The organism is Streptomyces spiroverticillatus (assembly GCA_014650415.1).
GTDB lineage: Bacteria > Actinomycetota > Actinomycetes > Streptomycetales > Streptomycetaceae > Streptomyces > Streptomyces spiroverticillatus.
The window spans coordinates 374,545-400,035 of record BMUX01000007.1; the positions used below are offsets into that span (position 1 = coordinate 374,545).

At 72.1% G+C, this 25,491-nt stretch carries 25 protein-coding genes, 1 tRNA gene and 1 riboswitch; of the genes, 15 read left to right on the forward strand and 11 right to left on the reverse strand.

Translation table 11 applies throughout. The features are described 5' to 3' along the window. Positions 1 to 252: 252 nt before the first annotated feature. Positions 253 to 429, forward strand: a riboswitch (cyclic di-AMP (ydaO/yuaA leader). A gap of 4 nt (positions 430 to 433) precedes the next feature. After that, positions 434 to 1,450, forward strand: coding sequence for a M23 family metallopeptidase (locus tag IE269_RS21020; protein ID WP_189824576.1), 1,017 nt, complete (start codon positions 434 to 436; stop codon positions 1,448 to 1,450). 194 nt (positions 1,451 to 1,644) lie between these two features. Further along, positions 1,645 to 2,436 carry an SGNH/GDSL hydrolase family protein gene (locus tag IE269_RS21025; protein WP_189824577.1) on the forward strand — a complete coding sequence of 264 codons (792 nt, stop codon included), beginning with the start codon at positions 1,645 to 1,647 and terminating at the stop codon, positions 2,434 to 2,436. Positions 2,437 to 2,442: 6 nt separating this feature from the next. On the opposite strand, the gene IE269_RS21030 is transcribed toward IE269_RS21025, so the two are convergent. From IE269_RS21030 to IE269_RS21055, 6 genes are read right to left on the reverse strand one after another with little or no spacing between them, the layout of a single operon-like run. Then, positions 2,443 to 3,327 carry an STM4011 family radical SAM protein gene (locus IE269_RS21030; RefSeq protein ID WP_189824578.1) on the reverse strand — a complete coding sequence of 295 codons (885 nt, stop codon included), beginning with the start codon at positions 3,325 to 3,327 and terminating at the stop codon, positions 2,443 to 2,445. Positions 3,328 to 3,337: 10 nt separating this feature from the next. Next, entirely contained in the window at positions 3,338 to 4,684 is a 1,347-nt protein-coding gene (locus IE269_RS21035) for an STM4012 family radical SAM protein (RefSeq protein ID WP_189824579.1), read from the reverse strand. Beyond that, a complete protein-coding gene (locus IE269_RS21040) occupies positions 4,681 to 5,493 on the reverse strand; it encodes an STM4013/SEN3800 family hydrolase (RefSeq protein ID WP_189824725.1) in 813 nt (270 codons plus the stop codon). The genes IE269_RS21035 and IE269_RS21040 overlap by 4 nt, the downstream gene beginning before the upstream one ends. A 31-nt stretch (positions 5,494 to 5,524) precedes the next feature. After that, on the reverse strand, positions 5,525 to 6,673 hold the full coding sequence (locus tag IE269_RS21045; RefSeq protein WP_189824580.1) for an STM4014 family protein: 1,149 nt from the start codon (positions 6,671 to 6,673) through the stop codon (positions 5,525 to 5,527). Between the two features lie 4 nt (positions 6,674 to 6,677). After that, positions 6,678 to 7,661, reverse strand: a complete 984-nt coding sequence (locus tag IE269_RS21050; protein WP_189824581.1) for an STM4015 family protein — start codon at positions 7,659 to 7,661, stop codon at positions 6,678 to 6,680. A gap of 7 nt (positions 7,662 to 7,668) precedes the next feature. Then, on the reverse strand, positions 7,669 to 8,619 hold the full coding sequence (locus tag IE269_RS21055) for an STM4015 family protein (protein WP_189824582.1): 951 nt from the start codon (positions 8,617 to 8,619) through the stop codon (positions 7,669 to 7,671). A 176-nt stretch (positions 8,620 to 8,795) separates the two neighbouring features. On the opposite strand from IE269_RS21055, the gene IE269_RS21060 reads away from it, so the two are divergent. Further along, positions 8,796 to 9,122, forward strand: a complete 327-nt coding sequence (locus IE269_RS21060; protein WP_189824583.1) for a hypothetical protein — start codon at positions 8,796 to 8,798, stop codon at positions 9,120 to 9,122. Positions 9,123 to 9,201: 79 nt separating this feature from the next. Next, positions 9,202 to 10,218: a DUF6745 domain-containing protein gene (locus IE269_RS21065; protein ID WP_189824584.1), complete on the forward strand. Its 1,017-nt coding sequence runs from the start codon at positions 9,202 to 9,204 to the stop codon at positions 10,216 to 10,218. A 35-nt stretch (positions 10,219 to 10,253) separates the two neighbouring features. Here IE269_RS21065 and IE269_RS21070 read toward each other — a convergent pair whose 3' ends face one another. After that, a complete protein-coding gene (locus tag IE269_RS21070) occupies positions 10,254 to 11,144 on the reverse strand; it encodes a carbohydrate kinase family protein (protein WP_189824726.1) in 891 nt (296 codons plus the stop codon). Positions 11,145 to 11,432: 288 nt separating this feature from the next. Here IE269_RS21070 and IE269_RS21075 point away from each other — a divergent pair, with 288 nt between their 5' ends. From IE269_RS21075 to IE269_RS21120, 10 genes are all read left to right on the forward strand, one after another. Then, positions 11,433 to 12,203, forward strand: coding sequence for an SIMPL domain-containing protein (locus IE269_RS21075; RefSeq protein ID WP_189824585.1), 771 nt, complete (start codon positions 11,433 to 11,435; stop codon positions 12,201 to 12,203). A 176-nt stretch (positions 12,204 to 12,379) separates the two neighbouring features. Continuing rightward, positions 12,380 to 13,588, forward strand: a complete 1,209-nt coding sequence (locus IE269_RS21080; protein ID WP_438817589.1) for an MBL fold metallo-hydrolase — start codon at positions 12,380 to 12,382, stop codon at positions 13,586 to 13,588. A gap of 293 nt (positions 13,589 to 13,881) precedes the next feature. After that, entirely contained in the window at positions 13,882 to 15,768 is a 1,887-nt protein-coding gene (locus IE269_RS21085; RefSeq protein WP_189824587.1) for a sensor histidine kinase, read from the forward strand. Positions 15,769 to 15,773: 5 nt separating this feature from the next. Further along, positions 15,774 to 16,211: a roadblock/LC7 domain-containing protein gene (locus tag IE269_RS21090; protein WP_189824588.1), complete on the forward strand. Its 438-nt coding sequence runs from the start codon at positions 15,774 to 15,776 to the stop codon at positions 16,209 to 16,211. 2 nt (positions 16,212 to 16,213) lie between these two features. Continuing rightward, positions 16,214 to 16,585, forward strand: coding sequence for a DUF742 domain-containing protein (locus IE269_RS21095; RefSeq protein WP_189824589.1), 372 nt, complete (start codon positions 16,214 to 16,216; stop codon positions 16,583 to 16,585). After that, positions 16,563 to 17,240 (forward strand): GTP-binding protein, encoded by a 678-nt coding sequence (locus IE269_RS21100; protein ID WP_189824590.1) that lies wholly within the window; start codon positions 16,563 to 16,565, stop codon positions 17,238 to 17,240. Before IE269_RS21095 ends, IE269_RS21100 begins: the two co-directional genes overlap by 23 nt. A 13-nt stretch (positions 17,241 to 17,253) precedes the next feature. Beyond that, positions 17,254 to 17,811, forward strand: coding sequence for a GAF domain-containing protein (locus tag IE269_RS21105; RefSeq protein WP_189824591.1), 558 nt, complete (start codon positions 17,254 to 17,256; stop codon positions 17,809 to 17,811). A gap of 178 nt (positions 17,812 to 17,989) precedes the next feature. Further along, positions 17,990 to 19,186: a Gfo/Idh/MocA family protein gene (locus IE269_RS21110; protein ID WP_229898027.1), complete on the forward strand. Its 1,197-nt coding sequence runs from the start codon at positions 17,990 to 17,992 to the stop codon at positions 19,184 to 19,186. 118 nt (positions 19,187 to 19,304) lie between these two features. Further along, the gene (locus IE269_RS21115; RefSeq protein ID WP_189824593.1) at positions 19,305 to 20,231 is read left to right on the forward strand and encodes an alpha/beta fold hydrolase; all 927 of its coding nucleotides are present in this window, start codon (positions 19,305 to 19,307) and stop codon (positions 20,229 to 20,231) included. Between the two features lie 64 nt (positions 20,232 to 20,295). Beyond that, positions 20,296 to 20,655, forward strand: a complete 360-nt coding sequence (locus tag IE269_RS21120) for an MmcQ/YjbR family DNA-binding protein (protein WP_189824594.1) — start codon at positions 20,296 to 20,298, stop codon at positions 20,653 to 20,655. A gap of 48 nt (positions 20,656 to 20,703) precedes the next feature. Here IE269_RS21120 and IE269_RS21125 read toward each other — a convergent pair whose 3' ends face one another. Together IE269_RS21125 and IE269_RS21130 are read right to left on the reverse strand one after the other, a co-directional pair. Further along, positions 20,704 to 21,597, reverse strand: coding sequence for a transketolase family protein (locus IE269_RS21125; RefSeq protein ID WP_189824595.1), 894 nt, complete (start codon positions 21,595 to 21,597; stop codon positions 20,704 to 20,706). Positions 21,598 to 21,639: 42 nt separating this feature from the next. Then, the gene (locus IE269_RS21130; protein ID WP_189824596.1) at positions 21,640 to 22,347 is read right to left on the reverse strand and encodes a thiamine pyrophosphate-dependent enzyme; all 708 of its coding nucleotides are present in this window, start codon (positions 22,345 to 22,347) and stop codon (positions 21,640 to 21,642) included. A gap of 152 nt (positions 22,348 to 22,499) precedes the next feature. Here IE269_RS21130 and IE269_RS21135 point away from each other — a divergent pair. Then, positions 22,500 to 22,576: transfer RNA gene (locus IE269_RS21135), tRNA-Pro, on the forward strand. Between the two features lie 83 nt (positions 22,577 to 22,659). Here the strand turns inward: IE269_RS21135 and IE269_RS21140 are convergent. Together IE269_RS21140 and IE269_RS21145 are read right to left on the reverse strand one after the other, a co-directional pair. Next, positions 22,660 to 23,511, reverse strand: coding sequence for an AraC-like ligand-binding domain-containing protein (locus tag IE269_RS21140; RefSeq protein WP_189824597.1), 852 nt, complete (start codon positions 23,509 to 23,511; stop codon positions 22,660 to 22,662). Between the two features lie 259 nt (positions 23,512 to 23,770). Further along, a complete protein-coding gene (locus tag IE269_RS21145; protein WP_189824598.1) occupies positions 23,771 to 25,441 on the reverse strand; it encodes a purine-cytosine permease family protein in 1,671 nt (556 codons plus the stop codon). Between the last annotated feature and the right edge of the window lie 50 nt (positions 25,442 to 25,491).

Here is a 25,491-nt window from a genome sequence, read left to right on the forward strand (position 1 = left end):
TCGGGCAACCATCTGGGGCGTACTGGGGTGCGAGTGAGCAGAATCATAGGGAAAGCCGTGACTTCTGCTGCCGAGGCGTCAAACGGCAGGCCAGAGGCGGGACATGACGCCCGGGACGGCTGCGCGCCACCGGGAGAAACGTGGAGAAGGCGTGTCCGGCGCAGGGAGAAGACGGGAACGGCTTGTTCCGGCGGTCTGCACTCGCTTACGGTCACCGTCAATCCGGGTGGACCGCCGAATCCTGCCACCGCTCGGAGTCCACAACCCATTTCTTCGTGTGGCAGGAGCGGGGGACCCAGGTAGTACGCCGTACCGGAGGAGAACAGTCCACCGGAACGGCTCGGGGTGAAGCAGCGTTCCCAGTGGAGCGCTGCCGGGCAGCTCCAGCCCGAACCCGACAGCTCACCTCGCAGGCGCCGGAGAGGAATCCGTCATGCCCGCAAAGGGTAAGCACCGCCGCCCGAAGTCCAGTTCCTCGCTGACCCGGGGCTTCGTCGCCGCCGGTACGGGCGGTGCGGCACTGGCCCTTCCGCTCATCGGCGCCACTGGCGCGCACGCCGCCGAGAAGGGCGCGGCCCCGGTCGCGCTGCCGCAGGAGGCGCCCAAGGCCCAGCTGCCGCAGCAGCGCACGGCCTTGCCGCAGCAGGTGGCCCCCGCTGCTCCCGCCGCCGCCCCCTCCGCGGCCTCCGCCGCCTCTGCGCCGAAGACCGACACCCGTACGTACTCCGTGGTGTCCGGCGACAGCCTGTCGAAGATCGCCGCGGACCAGGACGTGCGCGGCGGCTGGCAGAAGGTCTACGGCGACAACAAGAAGGTCGTCGGCGAGGACCCCTCGCTGATCTTCCCGGGCATGAAGCTCACCCTCGGCGGGAAGACCCCCGCGGCCGCCGAACAGAAGGCCTCCGCGCCGGTGCCGCAGCAGCAGCGGACCGAGCGGGTGGAGCGTACGGAGCAGCGCACCGAGAAGCGTACGGAGAACCGCGTCGAGCAGCGCTCCGAGAAGCGGACCGAGCAGCGCACCGAGAGCAAGCGGCAGACGCAGCGCTCCGGCTTCAGCGCCCCCGTCCCCTCCGGCGTCTCGACCCCGTACCGCGCCTCCGGCGGCAGCTGGTCCAGCGGTTACCACACCGGTGTCGACTTCCGCGCCTCCTCCGGCACCCCGGTCAAGGCCGTCGCCGCGGGCACCGTGGTCTCCGCCGGCTGGGGCGGCGCGTACGGCAACGAGGTCGTCATCCGGCACAACGACGGCCGCTACTCGCAGTACGCCCACCTCTCCGCGCTGGGCGTCCGCTCCGGCCAGAGCGTCTCCGGCGGCCAGCAGATCGGCTACTCGGGCTCCACCGGAAACTCCACCGGCCCGCACCTGCACTTCGAGATCCGCACCGGCCCCGGCTACGGCTCGGACATCGACCCGCTGGGCTACCTGCGCAGCAACGGCGTCCCGCTCTAGTACCTCTCCCGCCGGCTTGCTCCGACCGGCGTACTCGCCCCCGCACCCCTTCGGTGCGGGGGCGAGACTCGTTTCCGGAGGCGTCACCTGTGTATTCCGGGTTGGATGAATCTTGACCGGTGGCATATCTCACCCCCCGTCAACCCCTCCCTACGGTGGCGTAGGTCACTTGCGAAAGTGAAGGATGTATCGACGTGGCAGACGATTCGAGATCATTCAGCGCAGGCACCATCGGGTCGTACGCGGCGATCGGGGACAGCTTCACCGAAGGGGTCGGAGACCCCGGCCCCGGCGGCGCGTTCATCGGGTGGGCCGACCGGCTCGCCGTCCTCCTGGACGACCGGGTACCCGAGCACACCTTCCGATACGCAAACCTCGCCGTACGCGGCAAACTGCTCGACCAGATCGTGGCCGACCAGGTCCCCCGGGCCAAGGAGCTCGCCCCCGACCTGGTCAGCTTCTGTGCGGGCGGCAACGACATCATCCGGCCCGGCACCGACCCCGACGACGTCGCCGAGCGGTTCGAGAAGGCCGTCGCCGACCTCACCTCGGCGGTCGGCACGGTCATGGTGACCACCGGCTTCGACACCCGGGGCGTCCCGGTGCTGCGCCATCTGCGCGGCAAGGTCGCCACGTACTCGGCGCACGTACGGGCCATCGCCGACCGGTACGACTGCCCGGTCCTGGACCTGTGGTCGCTGAAGTCCGTGCAGGACCGGCGGGCCTGGGACTCCGACCGGCTGCACCTCTCGCCCGAGGGGCACACCCGGGTCGCCCTGCGGGCCGGCCAGGTGCTCGGCCTGGAGATCCCGGCCGACCCCGACCAGGCGTGGCCGCCGATGGCACCGCGCGGGCGCCTCGAAGCACGCCGCGACAACATCGACTGGGCGCGCGAGCACCTGGTGCCGTGGATCGGGCGACGGCTGCGCGGCGAGAGCTCGGGCGACCACGTCGAGGCGAAGCGGCCGGACCTCCTTCCGCTCTGACCCTCCTTACCGGGTCGGCAGCAGCGGGAGAAGGGGGCGCTGCGGCGGTACCACGGCGGGTATCCGTTCCAGGACACCGCCCGCGTACGTGTCGTACAGCGGCAGCGTCTCCAGATGGACGTACCCGATGTGGCAGTCGCAGACGGCCAGCGGGCAGGGGCGCGGCTTCAGGGCCGCGCGGTACGAGCCGTCGTAGAGGTTGCCGAGCGACGCGGGGACGAAGTGGCAGCGGCGGACGGTGCCTTCGCCGTCGACGGAGATCACCGACGCGCCGGTGCGGCAGGGCAGCCCGGCCGAGCGGTACGGGTCGCGGCTGTAGGGGAAGAGGGGGTCGAGGTCCGTCCAGCGGGCCGCCTCCTCGTCCGCGTACGTCCGGCCCTCGGCCGCGTTCACCCACAGATAGACCTCGTCGGGGAGTGCTGCGCGCAGCCGCCGGGCCTCCTCCAGGTGCTCGGGGAAGCCGACGACGCCGACGCTGTGCCGTACGCCCCGGGCGTGCAGGTCCCGGCACTTGGCGAGGAAGCGGTCGTACGGCGTCTGGCCCGGATGGAAGGTGCACCAGAGCGCCAGCGTGTCGAGGTTCGCGTCCGTGAGCCAGTCGGTGCGGCAGCTCAGGTTCGTCTGGATGGCGACCCGGCGCACCTGCGGCAGGTGCGACAGCTCGGTGAGCGCGCGCCGGTACCAGGAGCGGACCAGGCCCTCGCCCCACGGGGTGAACAGCACGGACAGCCGGTCGCCGGTCTGCTGTGCCGCCCACGCGGTGAACCGCTCCAGCGCCGCCCGGTCGGCGCGCAACTGCTCGCCGGAGTCCCGGCGCTTGGCGAACGGGCAGTAGGGGCAGTCGTAGTCGCACGAGGCGAGCGGGCCCCGGTACAGGATGGTCAGGTCCACGACAGCCGCCCTACTTCTGTTCGTACGCGGCCATGGCGGCCCGTACCGAGTCGGAGAACAGCTCGGGGCCCAGCGCGTCCGAGTGGGCCAGACCCTCGGGGGAGAGGCGCAGCAGCGTCGCGGGCGCGCCCGTGTCGAGCCAGCCCCGGGCGGCGAAGCGCTCCAGTTCGGCGCGGAAGTCCTCGTACGGGTCCGTCCCGAACCGGTCGCGGTAGTCCGCTGCCGGCATCCCTTCCGCCTGGAGGACCGACTGGAGGAGATGGCGGCGGCGGGCCTCGTCGGGCGTGATGGGGCGGCCGACCTCGGCACGGGAGAAGTCCTCGGTCGTCGTGTAGGCGTCGATGATCGTGCGTATCTCGCGCATGTCGACGGCGTAGTCGAACGAGTAGTGCAGCGACGGGGTGTAGGAGCGGGCGCCGCAGCCCAGGCCGATCATGCCGTCGGTCTGGCAGGCGTGGTCGACGGGGCCCTCGCCGAGGTCGCGCGGGGCGTCCGTGCGGCGGAACATCCGCATCGACACCTGCTCGTAGCCGTGTTCCAGGAGGTGGTCGCGGCCCTGCCGGTACAGGCGCAGCCGCTGCTCGTCCCAGGCGGCGTCGGCCGCCGCGCCCAGCCTGCCGAGGCCGGTCAGGGGGCGGACGTACAGCGGGTAGAGGTACAGCTCCTCGGGCTGCCAGGCGATGGCGGCGTCGAGGCTGGTGCGCCAGGTGGCGGGGGTCTGGCCGTCGATGCCGTAGATCAGGTCGATGTTGAGGACCGGGACGCCCGCCGTGCGGATGTGGCCGAGGGCCGCTTCGACGTCGGCGCGGCGTTGCGGGCGTACGGCGGCGCGGGCCTCGGTGTCGACGAAGCTCTGCACGCCGATGCTCAGCCGGGTCGTGCCCCGATCGGCCAGGACGGCGAGGCGGTCCGGAGTCGCCGTGGACGGGGAGGTCTCCACCGAGAGCGGGACCGCGCGCAGGTCGGCGCCCATGCGCTTCTCGGCGATGTCGCAGAGGCGCTCCAGCTCGGCGGCGGTCAGGAAGGTGGGCGTGCCGCCGCCGAAGGCAGCGGCGGCGAAGCGCACCGGCTCGTCGTCGCCGAGGGCGTCGCGGACTGCGGTGGCCTGCCGGTCGAGGGCGTCCAGGTAGCGGCCGGTCAGCTCGTCGGGGGCGCCGACGCGGGTGAAGAGGTTGCAGAACCCGCAGCGGACCTCGCAGAACGGGATGTGCAGGTACAGCGAGAGCGCGTCCCGGGACTGCCCGGCCCACAGCTCACGGAGTGGCGGCCGATCGGGGAGCGGGCGGTAGGCGGTCTTGTGGGGGTAGGCGTAGACGTAGCTCTGGTAGGGGCGGGGGGTGGTGGCCTCGGTGGTCATGCGCGGGTCCCCTGCTCCAGGAAGAAGTGTGCGTACGGGACGGTCCAGACGGCCTCGTGGCCCAGCCGGTGACCGGTGTAGCCGTCGTCGCCGTACGTCGTCCCGTGGTCGGAGCAGACGATCGCGAAGCAGCGGCGCCGGCTGCTCGCGGCGGCGAAGAGGCGGCCGATGTGCCGGTCGACGTACTCCAGCGCGGCGGCGTGCGTGGCCCGGGAGTCCCCCGCCTCGCGGGTGGCGCCGGGCAGGTGGAACCAGTTCGGCTGGTGCAGGGAGGGCACGTTGACGAAGAGGAACAGCCGCTGGTCGTCCGGGAGCGCGGCGACGGTCTTCTCGGCGCAGGCCACCTGCGCCTCGAAGGAGGTGGGGGAGGCGACCCCGAACTCCGGCTCCCAGTGGCTCTCCTGGAACATTCCTGGCAGGACGGAGCCGAGCGGTCCCTGCTTGTTGAAGAAGCCGACACCGCCGATGCACACCGTGCGGTATCCCGCGTCCGCGAGGCCCGAGACCAGGTCGGGGGTGTCGAAGACGAAGGTGCGCCCGGCCGTGGTCTCGCTGCCGGCGAAGCGCGCGGCGAACAGGCGCGGGTGCGGGCCGGGCGCTGCGGGCGTCGGCAGGAAGCCCGCGAACATCGCCTGGTGGGAGGCGTAGGTGAAGCTTCCGGGGGCGTGCCGCTGCTCCCAGCGGCCGCCGGGCAGGTGGGCGGCGAGGTTCGGCAGGCGTCCGGCGGCGGCCAGTTCGGCGGCCACGTCGTACCGGAGGGTGTCCAGGGTGACGAGGAGCAGGTCGTGGGTGCCGACGATCTCGTTCATGTCGAGGTCGTCGGCGTGCGGGGGCTGCGGCTCAGGTTCTTGCACGGTGCTCGTTCCTTGTTCGTCTCTGTACGTTTCTCTGTACGGCCGCCACTTGGGCGGCATAGGTGTCCAGGCCCTCCGCGCCGCTGCCGGGCAGGCCGGTGAGGCGGGGCAGCAGGTCGCCGAAGGCGTTGACCTCGCCGACCGCGAAGCGCCGCCAGCCGGTCGAGGGCAGCAGGTCCACGCCGACGCAGAGGGTGCCGGGGAAGCAGGCGGCGGCCCGCTCGCACACCTGGAGGGCGGCGGCCCAACTGCCGCCCGCCGCCTCGACGGAGGCGCGCGCCGCGTCCAGGTCGCCGCGTGTCCCGCCCAGGTGCAGGTTGGTCATGGGGGAGCGGCTGGTGCGTACGACGGCGTGGGTGGCCCGGCCGTCCACCACGACGACGCGCAGGTCTGCGGCCCGGCCCTGCTGGGAGGCCTTGGGCAGCCAGCGTTCGATGTGCAGTCCGTCGGGGGCGAGCGCGTCGACCAGCCCGGCGACCTCGGCCTCGGTCGTGCAGCGGCGTACCCGCAGGGAGTTGAAGAGCCTGCCCTGCGCGTCGCGCTCCACGGAGGTGGTGGCCATGACCCGGCCGGGCCCGGCGGTCTCGACGGCCAGCACCCCGGACGCGGACGAGCCGTGCGCGAGCTTCACGAACGCACGCGGCATCCGATGCTGCCGCATCAGCTCTCGTACGTCGTCCCAGCCGCGCACCTCGGGGCGGGCGGGCCCGGAGGTGGGCGAGGAGGGGACGGGCACCCCTGCCGCGTCCAGGACGCCGTGGCACAGGCGCTTGTCGAACAGGGCGGCGAGATCGGCCGGGTCGTCGAGCAGGGTGCACTCCTCGGCGCCGTGCGCCAACTCACGTACCGCTGCGGTGAACGCGCCGTACCAGCGGGCCGTCCCCTCGACCCGGGTGGAGTCGTCGGTGCCACGCAGGAGCCGGTCCACCTCGGGGTCCTCGCCGGGCGAGTCGATGCGTACGGTCTCGCCCGGGAGGAAGGCGGCCCGGCCGTGGAGGACGTCCAGCCAGGGGACGACGCGGGCGGCGGGCAGTCCGGCGGCCAGCACGGCGTCCTGGAAGAGGGTGACGCGGCGGTTGCCGGGGATGCCGACGACGGCGAAGCGGGGGGTGCGGGTGTCGTTCCTGAGGTCCATGGGGCTACTCCGAGACCGCGACGAAGCGGTAGGTGTCGAAGGGCTCCGTGTCCCAGCGGACGTCCTCGGTGAGAGACACCCGCACGCCGTGCGGTGCGAGTGAGGTCTTGAGTCGCTCCTGCCAGGCGTCGTCGATGTAGTGGTGGTCGAGGCGCAGTTCGCGCAGGTGGGTCAGCGGCTGCCCGGTCAGCAGGGCCTCAGCTCCCGTGTTGCTGAGCGTTCCCATGCCGAGGTCCAGGGTGCTGAGCCGGGCGACCACGGGGGCCGAGGCGACCGCCGTCGCGATGGCGTCCTGGACCTCGCTGTTGGCCAGAGTGAGATGCCGGAGCCGGGGGAGACCCGCCCCGGCCAGCAGCTGGGCGCAGTCGGCGGCCGTCGTGTCTCCGCCGTGGTCCGGGACGCCGAGCCACAGTTCCAGCGTCTCCAACTGCGGAAGCCGGGACGCGCCGATCGCGCGCACCACGGGGCCCGGCAGGCCCGCGGACTCGATGGTCAAGGACGTCAGTGCCTCGTGCCGGACCGGCCGCAGGGCCAGCACGTCGGCCGTGTCGCTCAGGTCGCCCCCGCCGCGCACTGCCAGCTCCTCCAGCAGAGGGAAGGCTTCCAGCAGCGGGGTGATGTCCGCGGACTCCAGCCAGGAGATCTCGCACTCTTCGCTGACCACGTCGGCGACGAACAGGCCGCGCAGCGCCGGGAATCCGTCGGCCGCCGCAGCCAATGTCTCGACGACGGGACGCATCGGCAGATAGGTGTCGTCCCACCACGGACCGATCACCAGGGCACGCACCCGGGCGCAGTCCACCGTCTCCAGGAACTCGCTCCACAGGTCGGCGAACGGCGTCTCGTCGTACAGGCAGTCCAGGCGCCAGGCCACCGAGCCCGCGTCCGGAAGTACGGGAGCCGGGCCGTCCGCGGCCGACGTGTCCCGGGGCACCAGCGTGTGCACGGGCAGGCCGTGGAAGGTGTCGGGGTGGGAGGGATGGTTCACCGTCGCCTCACTCCGCCACCGACGTGAACCGGCCCTCGGGGCCCCTGTCGTCCCACGGCGTGTTGCGGCCGTCCAGGTCCACCAGCACGCCGTGCGGCTCCAGTTCCTCCCGTATCCGCTGCTCCATCTCCTCGGAGAGGAAGTGGTGGTGCAGGTCCAGGCAGGCGAGGTGGGTGAGCGGCTGGCCCTCCAGCAGGGCCGCCGCGCCCTCGTCGCCCAGGACCCCGTTGGAGAGGTCCAGCGTGTGCAGGCCGGCGACGACGGGCGCGGCGGCGACGGCCTCGGCGACCTCGTTCTGGATCTCGCTGTTGCGCAGCCCGAGATGGGTCAGGCCGGGGAAGCGGACGCCGCCCAGCAGCGGTGCCAGGTCGGAGAGTTCGGCGTCGCCGCCGTACTCCGAGACGCCGAGCCACAGGTCGAGGTGGGTGAGGGAAGGGAAGGTGCTGGAGGCGATGCCGCGCACGACTTCCCCGGGCAGGCCGCCCGTCTCGAGGGTCAGGCGGCGCAGCTTCTCGTGCCGGGTCGGCGGGAAGACGAGGCCCGTGCCGCCGCGCACGCCCAGTTCGAGCAGGCCCGGGAACGCGGCGAGCAGGACCGTGACGTCGGACTGCTCGATCCAGGAGATCTCGTTCTCCTCCGACGTCATGTCGCCGACGAAGACCGCCTCCAGGCTCGTCAGACGATCCGCGGCGGCCGTGATCAGGCCGATGGGCAAGCTGGAGTCGTTCTCGTACGTCGCTCCCCACGAGCCGACGACGAGGGCCCGCACCCGGCCGGCATCGACCGTTGCGAGGAACCTGTGGAAGGCGTCCTGCCAGTTCTCCCTGCCCTCCCACGCATTGGCGTGGATGCACCAGGCCGCAGCGTCGGCTTCGGGCAGCTCGACGTCGTTGTCCGGCTCGGGGAAGGCCACGACCGGCAGGCCGTGGAACTCCGAGAGGTGGTCAATGCTGTACATCTCCGCGAACTCCTGACGCCGTACGACCGACTGGTGTGCGAAAAGGTTTACCAAGAGCCACTGACATCGCCGCCCGCCGGGGCCGTTTCCGCAGCTCAACGCCGATTGTCAGACCCGGCCCTTAGCGTTTGGGACATGGCAGTCACAGCGGGTGGCGGTCTGGGAAGGGGAGAGCTGTGTACCGGCAAGGGGACGTTCTGATCGTGCCGTTGGAGGAGTCGGCGGTGCCCGCGTACGCCGTGGGGGCGCCCGGTGAATCGCGCGACGGGCGGGGCCGGTTGGTGCTGGCCCTGGGCGAAGTCACGGGCCATGCGCACGCGGTGCAGGGCCCCGGCCGACTGGTGCGCGAAGGCGGGCCGTTCGACCCGATGCTGCTCCATCTCCCGGACGGCGGACGGGTCGTGCACGAGGAGCACGCGGTCGTACCCCTGCCGAAGGGCTGGTACCGGGTGGTGCGTCAGCGGGAGTACGTGCCGGGGGCGTTCCGTGTCGTCGCCGACTGACACTGACGGGCGGACACGGCATGCGGACACCGGCCGCGAGGAACAGAGCAATGGGCAACAGAGAACGGGGAGTTCGGACATGCAGGAGCTGAAGACGCGGGACACGCACGACTGGCGCGAGGTGGCCGCCGCCACCGGAGCCGCCGACAGGGCCGCGGCGGAGGAGGGCGTACGGCTCGCCTACCGCACGGCGGGCCTCGCCGAGCCGACGCGGATCGTCTGGGCCGACTCGCCCAGGGCCGCCGTCCAGGCCGTCGAGATACTCGCCGACGCGGGCCGCTCCGTACGGAACGAGGTCCGCACCGCCCCCTGGGCCGAGGAACGGCGGCGGGTGCACGACGAGTTGGGGCCCGCCGGCTGGGCCGCCCACTGGTCCGCCACCGGGGCACGGCTCTGGGACCCGACCCGGGCGCTCGCCGACCGGATACGGGCGGCGGTCGTGGAGGACCTGACGGTGCGCCCCGAGGACGCGGCGGACGTGCGGATGCTGCTCCTGGACGCCGTGCTCGGCCAGCACGACGCGGCCTGGCTCTCCGCGTTCGAGGGCTGCGGCGACCGGCTCGCGGGCCTGTCCCTGGTCGCCCGGAACGCGGGCTGGTGGTGGCCGTACGAGAACGCCGTGGTGATCAGCGAACGCCCCGTCGCTCTCCACCGCGACGAGGCCGGACGGCTGGACTGCGGAGAAGGCCCCGCCCTGGCCTACCCCGACGGTTTCGCCCTGTACGCCTGGCGGGGCATGCCGGTGCCCGCCGAGTTCCTGGACGAGCTGGCCGGGCTGACGCCGCAGCGGATCCGGGACGAGGAGAACGCCGAACTGCGCCGCGTGATGCTGGAGTTCTACGGCTACGACCGCTACCTCGCCGAGTCCGGGGCCGAGCCCGTGCACCGCGACGAGACCGGCATCCTCTGGCGGATCGCCCTGCCGGACGACGAGGACGCGGTGATGGTTGAGGTCGTCAACTCCACCGCCGAACCCGACGGCACCCACCGCACCTACTGGCTGCGGGTGCCGCCCACCACGAGGACCGCGAAGGAGGGAGTCGCCTGGACCTTCGGACTGGAAGGAGACGTGTACACACCACTGCGCCAAACCTGACGGGGCCGGATCTGGCGAGGTGCGCGCCGGGGCCCCTACGCCGTGGGGTCCGCCGGCTCCGGCAGCAGCGCCTCGGGGCCGATCAGCGAGGTGTTGCCCGGCACCGTGCAGGCGTACGCCCCCGCCAGCGCGCCGAACCGGGCGCACTCCTGAAGGCTCCGGCCCGCGAGACGCCCGTACAGGAACCCCGAGACATACGCGTCGCCCGCACCGTTGGAGTCGACCACCGGGGCGGGCGGGACGGTCGCCGCCACCGGTCGCGGGGTGCTGCCGCCGTCACGGGTCAGCAGGTACGAACCGCCCGCGCCCGCCGTCGCCACGACGGCCTCGGCCCGGCCCTCGCGCAGGATCTCCCGCATCACGTCGCCGATCCGCTCGCCCGCACCGGCGGCGCTCAGGAACACCAGGTCGGCGCGGAGCGCGAAGTCGCGGTGGTGGTCGGCCACGCCGTCCCAGTCGTGCAGATCGGTGGAGAGCGGGACGCCCGAGGCCACCAGGTCGTCCAGCAGGTGCCGGGCGAAGCCCATGATCGACACGTGGACGTGGCGGGCCCGGCGGACGTGCGGCGCGTAGAAGTCGTGCGGCATCCGCAGGTCCTCCGGGTCGCGGGCGTCGTAGAACGACATCCGCCGGCCCGTCGGGTCCACCAGGTTGACCGCCCGCCGGGTGCCCGCCGGAGAGATCAGCGGCTCGAAGTCGACATCCCCCTTGGCGAGCCGCTCGCGCACCTGCCCGCCGATCCAGTCGTCCCCGATCACGTCCAGGAACTTCACGCCCAGGCCCAGCGCCCGCAGGCCCAGCGCGACGTTGCCGCCCGTGTGCCCCGGCCACTCGGTGATCGGGGCCACCCCGACCGAGTCCGCCAGCGGCACCGGCAGCTGGTCCACCCGCACCACCGTGTCCACGCCGCTGCCGCCGATCACCAGGACGTCGTGCCTGCCGTTCTCGTGCGGACCGTCCTGCCGCTGCCCCTGCTGAGCCACCACGTTCCCCTCTCCTGCCCCGCAACTCCCCGTCGCGGCCCAGTATGGCGGGTTCGTACCCCTTACCGGTCCCCACACCGGAACGCCAGCCAGGGGCTTCCGGAGGGTGAACTTGGCCGGTGCCGTCGGGGTGGCGCGGATCTGCCGGGACCCGAAGCTGCTGGGATGTCCCCCCACTCTGTTCCGCCGGGGCGCTTCGCGGCTCCGGCTCCCGGAAGGACCCACCCCTCCATGCCCCTGCTCCCGCCCGCCCCGCGCCTGATTCCCTCGCGTGTGCTCGTCGCCACCGCCCTCGCGGGCGGCCTGCTCGTCGCGGGTGCCGTGCCCGCGTCCGCGCTCGCCTCGGCCCCGGCCACGGCCGGTGTTTCGCACCCCGCACCCGCCACGGTGACCGTCACCGGATCGGGGGAGGCCACCGCGACCCCCGACACCGCTTTCGTCGCCATGGGCGTCGAGGCCACCGCGCTGACCACGAAGGAAGCGCTGGCCGCCCAGTCGACCGCCGCCCAGGCGCTGCTCGCCGCCGTCCGGGCCCAGGGCGTCGCCGACCGCGACGTACGCACCGAGAACCTCTCCCTGAACCCCGTGTACCAGTACGACAACGGCAATCAGCGGCTGACCGGCTACCAGGCCGGACAGGGCTTCTCGGTCCGCGTGCGCGACCTCTCCCGCACCGGGGCCGTCATCCAGGCCGCCATGGACGCGGCGGGCAACGCGGGCCGGGTCAGCGGGGTGACCTTCGACGTCGCCGATCCCGCGCCGCTGCGTGCCGCCGCCCGCCGGGCCGCCCACCTCGACGCCCGGGAGAAGGCCGCCCAGCACGCCCGCCTCAGCGGCCGCTCGCTCGGCAGGCTGGTCTCGCTCACCGAGTCCGACCCCGGCCGACCGCGCCCGGTCGAGGTGCCCGCAGGGGCGCTCGCCGACGCGCCGCCGTCGGTGCCCGTCGCCCCGGGCCAGGTGAAGGACGAGGTCGTCGTGACCGCCGTGTACGAGCTGGACTGACCGCTCGGCGGTCGACGCGTGTTCCACAGGGAGGACGGCCGGGCATACGAGCGGCGCAGCGACCGTTCTCCCTGAAGAAAGCGCCCCCCTTTCGGCGGCCGACCGTCACGGGCCCGTTTCCCGGACGTCGCACACGGGTGCACATAATGGAATGAAGTCGACCCCTTGGAGGTGCCGTGACCAGTGCGGATTCCCCGCAGAAGCCGTTGCGCGAAAAACTGCGAGGGCTGAGGACCGCGGCGTTCGGAGCCGATCCCGCCGGGGAGCGCATGGAACGCATCCGCCGCTCGCCGAACTTCGCCGACGGCGTCTTCCAGAACCCCGAAGGCACCCGGGCCGCCCGCCCCTCGCCCAAATCGACCTCCAGCCTGCTGAAGACGTACTTCCGCAAGGACGAGCGGGTCCTGCGCGCACCCGCGGGCACCGTGCCCGTGCACGCCACCACTCTCGCCGACATCAAGGAGCCGCCCGCCTCCGGGCTGCGCCTGACCTGGATGGGCCACTCCAGCGTCCTCGCCGAGATCGACGGCAGCCGGGTGCTCTTCGACCCGGTGTGGAGCGAGCGCTGCTCCCCGTTCGACTTCGCCGGACCCAAGCGGCTGCACCCCGTGCCCGTGCCGCTGGCCTCCCTCGGAGACATCGACGTCGTCGTCATCTCGCACGACCACTACGACCACCTCGACATGCCCAGCATCCGCGCCCTCAAGGCGAGCGGCGCGCTCTTCGCGGTCCCGCTCGGCGTCGGCGCGCACCTGGAGCACTGGGGCATCCCCGAGAGCCGCATCCGCGAGCTGGACTGGAACGAGTCCACCGAGGTCGCCGGGCTGACCCTGACGGCCACCCCGGCCCGCCACTTCTGCGGCCGCGGCCTGCGCAACCAACAGCACACCCTCTGGGCGTCCTGGGCGGTCGCGGGCCCCGAGCACCGCATCTTCCACAGCGGTGACACCGGCTACTTCGAGGGATTCAAGGACATCGGCGCGGTGCACGGACCGTTCGATGCCACGATGATCCAGATCGGTGCCTACAGCCCGCACTGGCCCGACATCCACATGACCCCCGAAGAGGGCATGCGCACCCACCTCGACCTCCAGGGCGGCAGCCCGCACGGCGTCATGCTGCCGATCCACTGGGGCACTTTCAACCTCGCCCCGCACCCGTGGGACGAGCCGGGCGAGGGCACCGTCACCGCCGCCGCGAAGGCCGGTGCGGCGATCGCCCTGCCGTGCCCGGGCGAGCCCTTCGAACCCACGTCGCAGTCCGTGCCGTCCACCCCCTGGTGGCGCGGCGTCGCGGTCCGCAGGCCCGGTGCGCAAACCCCGGCCGCCTCGGCGACGGTGACGTCCCCCGTCGTCGTACAGAAGGAGACAGCGGCGTCCGCATAGCTGTCATGCAGCACCGCACACCGGTCGTCCCCGCATCCCGGGGGCGGCCGGTTTTCGTCTGCCCGTACGAACGCTCATACCAGAGCGGGACGCCGGGCGGGCAAGTTTGGCAACTGCCCCTCACCCATGGAATGTTCCCGACTACTGTGAGTGCCCGGTGATCAACGGGGGCCCGCATCACCCGAGTTGAGCCCAGCCCTGCTCCGGCCCCGGAAACCGGACCGGACGCAGGCCCTGAGACCAGGAGGGCCCTGCACGCCGAATCCGTGGGGCCCCACGTACCGAGGACGCTGATGTCTCATCTTCGCGCACCAGCCGCGCGAGCAGACCGCCGCGAGGGCGGGCGGCACGGCCGGCCGGGAGCCCGTCCCCCCGCGGCGTCCACTCCCGAAGCGCAGCTGCGTCCCCAGATGCTCCGCGCCGCCGTACTGCCCGCCGTCGTCGTCGCCCTCAGCGGCGCCGGTGCCGTGCTGCACACGGTCCGCACCGCCGGGGTCCGTCCGACCCAGAACTTATGGATCGGCCTCGCGGCAGCCGCCGTGCTCGCCGCCGTCGCCGTGCTCGTCGCCGTGGTGGCCGCCCTGCGGGCGGCCCGCTCGGTCACGCAGCGCTGCGCCGAACTGCGCCGCACCAGCGCCCGCCGCCAGGACGAGCTGCGCGCCGTCGTCGACACGCTGCGACGCGGCGAGGAGCCCGACATACGGCGCACCGTGCCGCCCGGCGCACCGCGCGGCGGCGACGAGTTCGACCAGCTCGCCCAGGAGATGGGGCGCGCCCACGACGCGGCGGTGACCGCCGTCGTCCAGGCGTCCAAGTTCTCCAGCAGCGCGGGCACCGACCAGAAGGTCGAGGTCTTCGTCAACCTCGCACGGCGGCTTCAGTCCCTCGTGCACCGCGAGATCCAGCTCCTCGACGAGCTGGAGAACGAGGTCGAGGACCCGGACCTGCTCAAGGGCCTCTTCCACGTCGACCACCTGGCCACCCGCATCCGCCGCCACGCCGAGAACCTCGCCGTGCTCGGCGGGGCCATCTCGCGTCGCCAGTGGAGCAACCCGGTCTCCATGAGCGAGGTCATGCGCTCCTCGATCGCCGAGGTCGAGCAGTACTCGCGGGTCAAGCTGGTGCCGCCGATCGACGGCACCCTGCGCGGCCACGCGGTCGCCGACATCATCCACCTGCTCGCCGAACTCGTGGAGAACGCCACGGTGTTCAGCGCCCCGCACACCACCGTGCTGCTGCGCGCCCAGTTCGTCACCGCCGGGCTCGCCATCGAGGTCGAGGACCGGGGGCTCGGCATGCCGGTCACCGAGCAGAACAAGATGAACGCCCTGCTCGCCGACCCCGACCAGGTCAACGTCCAGCACCTCCTCCAGGACGGCCGGATCGGCCTCTTCGTGGTGTCCGCACTGGCCCGCAGGCACGGCATCGCCGTCCGCCTCCAGAACAACATCTACGGCGGCGTCCAGGCCGTGCTCGTCCTCCCCGAATCCCTCCTCGGCGAGGAGCACGACACCGCCGGTACGGGTACGTCCCGCCAGCCGGCCGCCGCCTCCGCGCAGGCCGACCCGCCCCCGATATCCGGTGCGCCCGCCGCGCAGCAGACCGCGCCGCCGCTGCCCTCGCGCGAGCGGGAGCGCGAGCGCGAGCGCGAACGGGACCGGAAGAGGGAGCGGGCAGGCACCCAGGAACCCGGCACCGTCCCCCACCAGGAACCGCCGCAGTCCGCACCCGCCGCCACCCCCTCCACGACCACCGGCAACACCCCGCTCCCCGTGCGCGGCCAGCACACCGACCGGCCCAACCCGGCCGCCGCGGTGCCCGGCGTCACCCACGGGCTCACCTCCCCGCCGCAGTTCACCGTTCCCGCCGAGCCGGTGCACAGCACCGCGCGCACCACGCCCGACGGTGCGGTGCGCGGCCGGGTCAGCAGGCCCCGGCTGCCGAGGCGCAGGAGCCAGGAGAACCTCGTACCGCAACTGAAGGACGGACCCGCCCCGCGCAAGGACGACGAGCAGCCCGTGCTGCACGACCCCGGACTGATGGCCGCCTTCCAGCGCGGCATCGGACTGGCGGAGGCGGCGGACCCGCGCACGGAGGAGCGTCCCGACAACGACGCGTCCACCGCAGGTCCCGAGTCCGCACATCCCCACGACACGCACTTCCCCACCCCCAAGGAGTGACCCCCATGGCGAGCGACGCGCCGACCGGCCAAGCGACCGACCTGGACTGGCTGTTGAGCGGACTCGTACAACGGGTTCCGTACACCCGCAGCGCCGTACTGCTCTCCTCCGACGGACTGGTGAAGTCCGTGCACGGCCTCGACACCGACAGCGCCGACCACATGGCCGCCCTCGCCTCCGGGCTCTACTCGCTGGGCCGCAGCGCCGGAATGCGGTTCGGCGACGGCGGCGAGGTCCGGCAGGTGGTGGTCGAGCTGGACTCGACGCTGCTGTTCGTCTCGACTGCCGGATCGGGCACCTTCCTGGCCGTGCTGGCCGGGCGGGAGGCGGACGCGGCCGTCCTCGGGTACGAGATGGCGATGCTGGTCAAGAGCGTACGACCGTACCTGGTGACCCCGGCGCGGCAACGGGCGGGCGTCGCACCGAACGGCCCGGGGCGCTGAACGTGGCGGCCCCGCAGGACGGGCCCTGGCTCGACGACGCGGCAGGCCGGCTCGTCCGCCCGTTCACGGTCAGCAACGGCCGTACCCGCCCCAGCGTCGAACTCGACCTGCTGACCATGGTGATGGCCACCGGTGCCGCCCTGCCCATGCACCTCGGTCCCGAGCACGCGCAGGCGATCGGCCTGTGCGACGACCCCATGTCGGTGGCCGAGATCGCGGCACACCTGCGCCTGCCCGCAGTCGTCACCAAGGTCGTGCTGAGCGACCTGGTGGACTGCGGGGCGGTCCTCACCCACGCCCCGATCCTCCAACACCCCCCGACCGACCGCGACTTGCTGGAGGCAGTGCTCGATGGTCTACGACGACAACTCTGACTACGGCTCCGGCTACGGGGGCGACTACGGCTACGAGGGCGACGGCTGCGGAGGCGGTGGCCCCGATCCCGAAGAGGTCTTCCCCACCGCGCTGAAGATCCTCGTCGCGGGCGGCTTCGGCGTCGGCAAGACCACCTTCGTCGGCGCGGTCAGCGAGATCGACCCGCTCAGCACTGAGGAACTCCTCACCCAGGCGAGTGCCGACACCGACAGCCTGGAGGGTGTCGAGAACAAGTCCATGACCACCGTCGCCATGGACTTCGGCCGCATGACCCTCGACAAGGACCACGTCCTGTACCTCTTCGGCACCCCGGGGCAGGAACGGTTCTGGTTCATGTGGGACGAGCTCTCCAAGGGTGCGCTGGGCGCCGTCGTCCTCGCGGACACCCGGCGGCTGGAGGACTGCTTCGCCGCCGTCGACTTCTTCGAGCAGCGCGGCATCGGCTTCGTCGTCGCCGTAAACGAGTTCGACGGGGCCTTCCGGTACGAGCCCGAGGAGGTGCGCGGCGCCCTGGACCTCAACCCGGAGATCCCCATCGTCATCTGCGACGCCCGTCTCGCCTCCTCCGGCATCGCCACCCTCGTCACGCTCGTCAAGCACCTCCTCACGCACGCGCCCGCCGCCCCCACCACAGCCCACGGAGCCCACCCATGACGGGAGCCCACCTATGAAACATGACAGGATCGGCCATCTGCTGCTCACCCCAGCCGACCGGGAAGGGCCCGAACGGGCGCGCAGGCTCCGGGAGTTGGGGCTCGGCGGGCGGCCGGACCCGATGCTGGACGCGTTTGCCGTACGGCTCGCGGAGGCGACCCGCGCACCGTACTCGATGGTCAACTTCATCGACGAGAACCGGCAGTTCTTCGCCGGGCTGCACACCCCCACCGGCACCCACTCCGGCAGCGACCTGGGCGCCGCTGCCGCCGCCGGGCGGATCGGCCGGGCGATGGCCCGCGACCACGGCTACTGCCCGCACGTGGTGGCCCGCCGCAAGGCCCTCGTCCTGGAGGACGTCTGCGACTACCCGCGCTTCGCGGGCAACCCCGTCGTCGACGAGATCGGCATCCGCTCCTACCTCGGCGCACCCCTCATCGACCGGGACGGTATCGCGCTCGGCGCGATCTGCGTGGTGGACACCAAGCCCCGGCAGTGGGGGCGGGAGGGCCTGGAGACCATCAAGGCGATGGCCGCCGAGCTGATGGCGCAGATCGAGCGCCGCGAATAGGGGTGGGCTCGGAGACGGGTGGGGCGGGGGTGTCGCGTGAGGCGTGGGCTGCCCTGCGGGACGTATGCGGGCTAACGTCAACTCCCGTACCGGACAAGGGGACTCTGCACGAGGAGCACGCACGATGACCGATCTGCTGGACACACCCGGCACACACGAAACACCCGACACACCGGACATGCCCGCCCCGCCCGACCTCCGGATCGGCGTCCTCGGCTTCGGACTGCGCGGCAGCCTCGCCCGTACGGCACACCGGCCCGGCCGCGGCGCCCAGGTGGCCGTCCTCGCCGACCCCGACGAGCGGGCCCGCGCCCTGGCCGCCGAGGCCTTCCCCGACGCGGCCCTGACCGCCGACCACCGCACGGTGATCGAGGACCCGTCCGTCGACGCCGTCCTCGTCCTCACCCCCGACCACACCCACGCCGACCTCGCCTGCCAGGCCCTGCGCGCCGGAAAACCGGTCTTCGTCGAGAAGCCCCTGGAAACCACCGTCGAGGACTGCGACACCATCCTGCGCACCGCGTACGAGACGGGCACCCGCCTGTACGTCGGTCACAACATGCGGCACATGCCCGTCGTCCGCCTGATGCGCGACCTGATCAGGGCCGGGAAGATCGGCGAGGTCAAGACCGTCTGGGTACGGCACTTCGTCGGCTACGGCGGCGACTGGTACTTCAAGGACTGGCACGCGGAGCGGGAGCACACCACCGGACTGCTCCTCCAGAAGGCCGCCCACGACATCGACGTCCTGCACTGGCTGTCCGGCGGCTACGCCCGCGACGTCCAGGCCATGGGCGACCTCATGGTCTACGGCGACAACCCGCACCGCCGCGCACCGGGCGAGCCCAAGACCGACGACTGGTACACCAAGGACGGCCACTGGCCGCCGCACACCCAGCGCGCCCTCAACCCCGTGATCGACGTCGAGGACGTCTCCCTCCTCAACATGCGCCTCGACAACGGCGTACTGGCCGCCTACCAGCAGTGCCACTTCACCCCCGACTACTGGCGCAACTACACCGTCATCGGCGACGCGGGCCGCCTGGAGAACTTCGGCGACGGCCCCGGCGGCCAGGTCAAGGTGTGGAACAGCCGCCGTTCCGGCCACCGCTTCGACGCCGACGAGACGCACGAGATCCCGGCCGCCGAGGACAACGCAGGGCACGGGGGCGCGGATCCGCTGCTCGTGGACGAGTTCCTGCGCTTCGTACGGGACGGAGGTACGACGGACACCTCGCCGGTGGCGGCACGCATGGCCGTGGCGGCGGGCGTCCGGGCCACGGACTCGCTGCGCGACGGCGGCACACCGCGCCGGGTGGCGGAGCCGGACCCGGAGCTGGTGGCGTACTTCGAGCGGGGGCAGGTCAGGGGCTGAGGCACTGCGTGCGGGGGGCTGGCATGAGCGGGCCGGTCCGGGGGAGGGTCAGCACCGTACCCCCGTGGGGGCAGCCCATCCGCCACCGTCAGCTCCAGCTCAGAGAGGCAGGCCGACCATGACCGCTCCCGGCACCCCCGGCACGGCGACCGCGCACGACGGCGTCCAGATCGCCACGTACACCTGGCTGCCCGACAGCGGACGCCCGCGCGCCCTGGTGCAGATCGCGCACGGCGCGGCGGAACACGCCCAGCGCTACGACCGTTTCGCCCGTCACCTTCTCTCGCACGGGTACGGGGTCCTCGCCTCCGACCACCGGGGCCACGGCGCGACCGCCACCGGCACCGGAGGGCTCGGCGTCGCGGGCGACGACGGCTGGCGGAACATGGTCGCCGACCTGCGCACGGTCGGCGACCAGGCCCGCACCCTGCACCCGGGCGTGCCGGTGGTGCTGCTCGGGCACAGCCTCGGCGCGATGCTGGCCCGCGACTACGCGCAGGAGTACCCGGACGGGCTCGCCGGGGTGATCCTGTCGGGGGTCTTCCGCTCGCTGCCCGGCACGGACCTCGAAGCGGCGATCACGGACCTGGAGCGGCAGGCCGAGGCGGAGGGCCGGGACGCCGTCGCCTCCTTCACCGCCGACCGGTTCGCGAACTTCAACGACGCGTTCACCCACCGCACGGGCTTCGAGTGGCTCTCGCGCGACGAGGCCGAGGTCGACGCGTACGCCGCCGACGAGCGCTGCGGCTTCCCCTTCAGCACGGGCCTCTCGCTCGACTGGGTGCACGGCATCCGCAAGCTCAACGACCCGCGCAACCTGGCCCGCATCCCCGCCGACCTGCCCTTCCACCTCGCGGTCGGCACCGAGGACCCCTGCAACCAGGGCATGACCCTGGTCCACGAACTCCTGGAGGACCTGCGCTACGCGGGCATCGAGGACCTCACCTGGAAGGGGTACGAGGGGGCCCGGCACGAAATCCTCAACGAGACCAACAGGGCCGAGGTCCAGGACGACCTGACGGCCTGGCTCGACAAGCACGTCTGACCGCGTTGGCCGCTCGGTCCTGCTGCTCGGGCCGATTGTCAGTGGTGGCCCGTACGGTTTTCCCATGACCGATGCCGAGGACGTACGCAGGGTCGCGCTCGCCCTGCCGGACACAGCGGAGAAGCCCGCCTGGGGCAGCCCCACCTTCCGGGTGGCCGGGAAGCTGTTCGCCGCGCTGGGCGAGGACGACAGGTCGGTGGCGTTCAAGTGCCCGAAGGAGGAGCGGGCCGAACTGATCGAGGCGGAACCGGAGAAGTTCTTCATCAAGGAGGGACACGACGACAACTACGACTGGCTGCGGGCCCGCCTGCCCGCCCTGGAGGACGAGGAGGAGCTCCGCGCCATCCTCCTCGACTCCTGGCGACAGGTCGCCCCGCGCAAACTGCTGGCGCTCCACCCGGAGCTGACGGAGCCCGAGGCCTGAACCCCGAGGGCCTGACCCCGAGGGCCTGACCCCGAGTCCTGACGCCCGCTAGCGCCCGAGGAAGGCGCCGATCCGCTCCCGCAGCGAGGCCGCGTCGAGCCCGTGCGCCGCGAGGTGCTCGGCCATGTCCCCGTACCGGCGCAGCTCACGCTGCCCGACACCCAGGCCGAGCACGCGGTGCGGGAGGTCGGCGAGCGCGTCGTTCGCGGCGGCGGTCGAGGTTCCGGCGAGGTAGGGCTCGACCAGGACGACGTCGGTGTACCCGGCGGCCCGCAGCGCCGCACCGTCGAAGGGCCGTACGGTGGCCGCGTACAGCACGGTCACGTCCAGGCTCGCCACCGCGTCCAGCACGTTGTCCAGCATCGGCCCGACGGCGACCACGGTCCCGCCGCGCCCCTGCCGCACGGCGGTGAACCCTCCGTCCCCGCGCACCTCGCGGGCCTGCGCGTTGCTCTGGAGCGACAGCCGTACGTAGACCCGCTCGTCCCCGTCGGCGACGGCGTGCCGCAGCAGCGCCTCCGCCTCGTCGGGGTGCCCCGGCACATGCACCGTCCACCCGTCGAGCGTGTCCAGCAGCGCCACGTCGCCCGGCGACATGTGGGTGAACCCGCCCGCAGGCCAGTCGTACGAAGCGTTCGCGCTGACCAGGACACCGCCCACGTCCTGGTGCCCGAAGTCGAGCTTCACCTGCTCGAAGGGCCGCTCCACCAGGAAACTGGCGAAGGTGTGCACCACGGGCCGCATCCCGGCGAGTGCCATCCCGGCACCCGCCCCGATGAGCAGCTGCTCCCTGATCCCGACGTTCACCACCCTCTCCGGGTGCCTGCGCCGGGCGGCGGAGAAGCCGTCCGTGCTGATGTCGGCGAGGACGACCGCGACCCTGGGGTCCTCGTCCAGCAGGCGTGAGGTGGTGGCGATGAAGCGGTCCCGCATCGTATCCATGGTCAACTCCCTTGTTTGGTAAGCAGGTTGACGTCCGCTGCACTACTTCTTGGGTTCGACGCGGGCCACGACCACGTGCGGGCGGCCCGGGTGCGGGGCGGTGAACGCGGCGTACAGTGCCTCGTGGTCGCGGCCGTCGACCGTGGCGGCGGACCAGCCGGCGGCCTCGAAGCGGGAGGCGATGCCGCCGGGCCAGCCGTGCGTGGCGGACGCGTTGTCCACGACGATCGCGTGCAGCCGGTCGAGTCCCGCGGGCCCGGCGAAGGCGAGGGCCTCGTGATTGCTGCCCTCGTCCAGCTCCGCGTCCCCGAGCAGCACCCACACCGCCGGGTCCCTCAGCCCCTGCGCCCGCAGGCCCAGTGCCGTGCCGACCGCCAACGGCAGCCCGTGCCCGAGCGATCCGCTGCCGATCTCGGCACCGGGGACGAGCAGACGGTCCGGGTGGTGGCCGAGCGGCGAGTCGTACGAACCGAACCCGGGCAGCACCTCCTCGCCGAAGAACCCCTTCGCGGCGAGCACCGCGTAGTACGCCATCGGCCCGTGCCCCTTGGACAGCAGGAACCGGTCCCGCCCCCTGTCCCCGGCGGTCTCGGGCGTCACCCGCAGCACCCGGTCGTAGAGCACCCAGAGCGCGTCCAGCGTCGAGGTGGCGGCGGGGCCGTGCTTCTCGGCGCCCGTCATGAGGCCCATCAGGCGGCCGAGGTCCTCGTATCCGTACGGAGTCCGCTTCTCGTGCGTCTGTGTCGTCATGTGCACGAGCCTCGGACATCAAGTGGACTTGAGGTCAAGCCTCTCCCTCGGGGTGGGCGCGACCTGGGTAAAGGCGTTCGCAACCACGTCCTGATGTGCGGTATTGTTCTCGTACGCGCTCAGCCGGGGAAAACCCCAGGTCAGGCGAGTAACGGGACGTGGCGCAGCTTGGTAGCGCACTTGACTGGGGGTCAAGGGGTCGCAGGTTCAAATCCTGTCGTCCCGACCAGCGTTTTCGCGGGTCGTCAGCCGTGTCGGAGAAATCCGGCACGGCTTTTCGTTTTTCCCGGAGTCCCGGGCCGTTCGGCGAGATTACGGGTTCGTGGTCCTGCGCAACTCGGCGGCCGTGGAGCCGAATTCGTCGCGCAGGGCACGGGAGAGGTGGGTGCTGTCCAGGAAGCCCCAGGCCGCGGCGATGGAGGTCGCCGTGCGGTGGGAGAGGGCCGGGTCGGCGAGGTCGCGGCGGATGCGGGTGAGGCGTTCGTGGCGGAGCCAGGCGGTGAAGGTGCGGTCGCGGCCCTGGAAGAGCTGGTGGAGGGAGGGGGTACCCCCTGCTCGAACGAAGTTGAGAGCTTGGGGGAGTACCGAGATGCGGTGGTGGGCGGCCACCGATTCCGCGCAGAGGTCGGGGTCGCGGAGTCGGGCGAGGGTGTGCAGGGCGCTCGTGCCGGTGTCGGCGGGGATCGGTTCGCCGCTGCGGTGGGTCAGGGCGCGGGCGTGCGGGCCGAGCAGGCCGCGCGGGAGGCCGAGGACCACCACGTCGCAGGGGTCGGGCAGGTGCAGGGCATAGGGGCGTGTGGTGTCCAGGGCGAGCAGGTCGCCGGGGCGCACCCGGCGTTGTCTGTCGCCCTGTTCGACGCGGGCCGTGCCGGACAGGTGCAGGGTGACCTTGAAGAGGTCGGCGTCGGACGAGGAGATCAGGCCGGGGGTGCGCAGGACGGAGTGCGGGGTGCTGCGCAGCCGGGCCGTGTGCAGCGCGGCGTTCCCCGCCGAGGTGACGGTGGCGTGGAAGGGCAGGTGGGGCGGGGCGGTCACGCGCAGGGGGACGAGGAGTTCCGAGACGGTGTGCTGGAGGGTTTCGGTGTGGGTGAGGGCGGGTGTGAGGGTGGGCGCACGGGGAGGGGACGGCCGGGGTGCGGGCCTGGTGGGGTCGGTGTCCGTCATGGCGTTCCCCCTCCGGTGGGTGTCCCCGGGCTGCGCGTTGCGGCACACGGTCGCGTGCGGTGCGGCGCGTGGTCGTACGTGCTGGGGCACGCGGCCGTGCGCGCTGCGGCGACTGGTCGTGCGCGCTGAGGCGAGTGCCCCCGCTCCCTAGCTTCTGGCGTGTCAGCCAGCGGAAGAGAAGGGGGACTTCCGCGCGGAGAGGCAGGGGCCGGGCACACGGGGGAGGCGGGAGCCTGGTCCCGGCTCCCCCCACGTGTGGCTACTGGGCCGGGAGGACGTGGGCGCCGGTCCGGTCCGTGGTGAGGCAGAGCGAGCAGATGATGCCGCCGCTCGCGCTCGCGAGGACGTCCGGGCGCTCGAAGGGCTGTGCGCAGACACCGCAGTCGTACGTTGTGGCGCTCGGGTTGCCGTCCGCGTCGAGGAGGGGTTCGTCGATGCCGTCCGACGTGCGGCGCAGGTAGTAGCGGCCGCGGGTGGCGAGGGCCATGAGCGGGGTGAGGAGCACGGCCACGCCCACGGCGACGATCGGGGAGTACGGCTGGAGCGCGTCGCCGAAGAGGCCGAAGTAGACGGCGATGGAGAGGAGCGAGGAGGCCAGGAAGGAGACCACGCCGACCGGGTTGACCGCGTACAGCATGCCGCGGCGGAACTCCGGGTGCTTGGGGGAGAGCTTCAGGACGTACTTGTTGATCGCGATGTCCGTGGCGACGGTGACGACCCAGGCCATGGCGCAGTTCGAGTAGAAGCTCAGGACGTTGTTGAGGAAGGCGAACATGTTCGCCTCCATGAGGAGGAGGGAGATGGCGAGGTTCACGAGGACGAAGACGGTGCGGCCCGGGTAGTGCTTGGTGACGCGGGCGTAGGAGTTCGTCCAGGCCAGGGAGCCCGAGTAGGAGTTCGTGACGTTGATCTTGACCTGGCTGAGGACCACCAGGAGCAGGGCGAGCGGGACCACCAGCCAGCCGGGCATCAACTGCTTGAAGGCGGCGGTGAATTGCTCGATCGGCTCGACGGCTGCCGCCACGCCGACCGCGTCCACGATGTACACGGCGAGGAAGACGCCGATGGCCTGCTTCAGGGCGCCGAAGACCACCCAGCCGGGGCCTGCGAGCAGTGTGGCCGCCCACCAGGAGCGCTTGTTGGCCTCGGTCTTGGGCGGCATGAAGCGCAGGTAGTCGATCTGCTCGCCGATCTGGCCCATCAGGGAGAGGCAGACGCCCGCGCCGAGCATCACGGCGGCGGTGGAGATGCCCGTGCCCGTGGTGGTGTCGGTTCCCTTGTGGGAGAGGAAGCGGGTGAAGGAGTCGGGGTCGGTGATGACGACGTACGCGAGCGGGGCGACGATCAGGACCAGCCACAGGGGGTTCGTCCAGGACTGGAGCTTGGTGAGGGCCTTCATCCCGTAGATGACGAGGGGGATGATGATCAGGGTGGAGAGTGCGTAGCCCGCCCAAAGGGGCATGCCCAGCGCGTACTTGAGGCCCTGCGCCATGATGGCGCCCTCGGTCGCGAAGAAGATGAAGGTGAAGCTCGCGAAGATGACGCTGGTGATCACCGAACCGTAGTAGCCGAAGCCGGAGCCGCGGGTGATCAGGTCCAGGTCGAGGTTGTAGCGGGCGGCGTAGTAGGCGAGCGGGATGCCGGAAACGAAGATGACGGCGGCGGCGACCAGGATGGAGAGCAGGGCGTTGCCGGTGCCGTGGGTCATGCCGATGCCGGCGCCGATGGAGAAGTCGGCCATGTAGGCGATGCCGCCGAGGGCGGAGGCGCCGACGACGGCGGGGGTCCAGCGGCGGTAGGTGCGGGGGGCGAAGCGGAGGGTGTAGTCCTCCAGGGTTTCGCTCGCCGTGCTGGTGGTGGAGGAGGAGGTGGGTGGGGTGGGGGCTGGGGTTGGGTGGGGCTCGACGGCGGGGGTCTGATCGACCGTCACGGGGGTGCTCCTGGGGTGGGGTTGGGGGTGGGGGTGTGGGGAGTGACGGT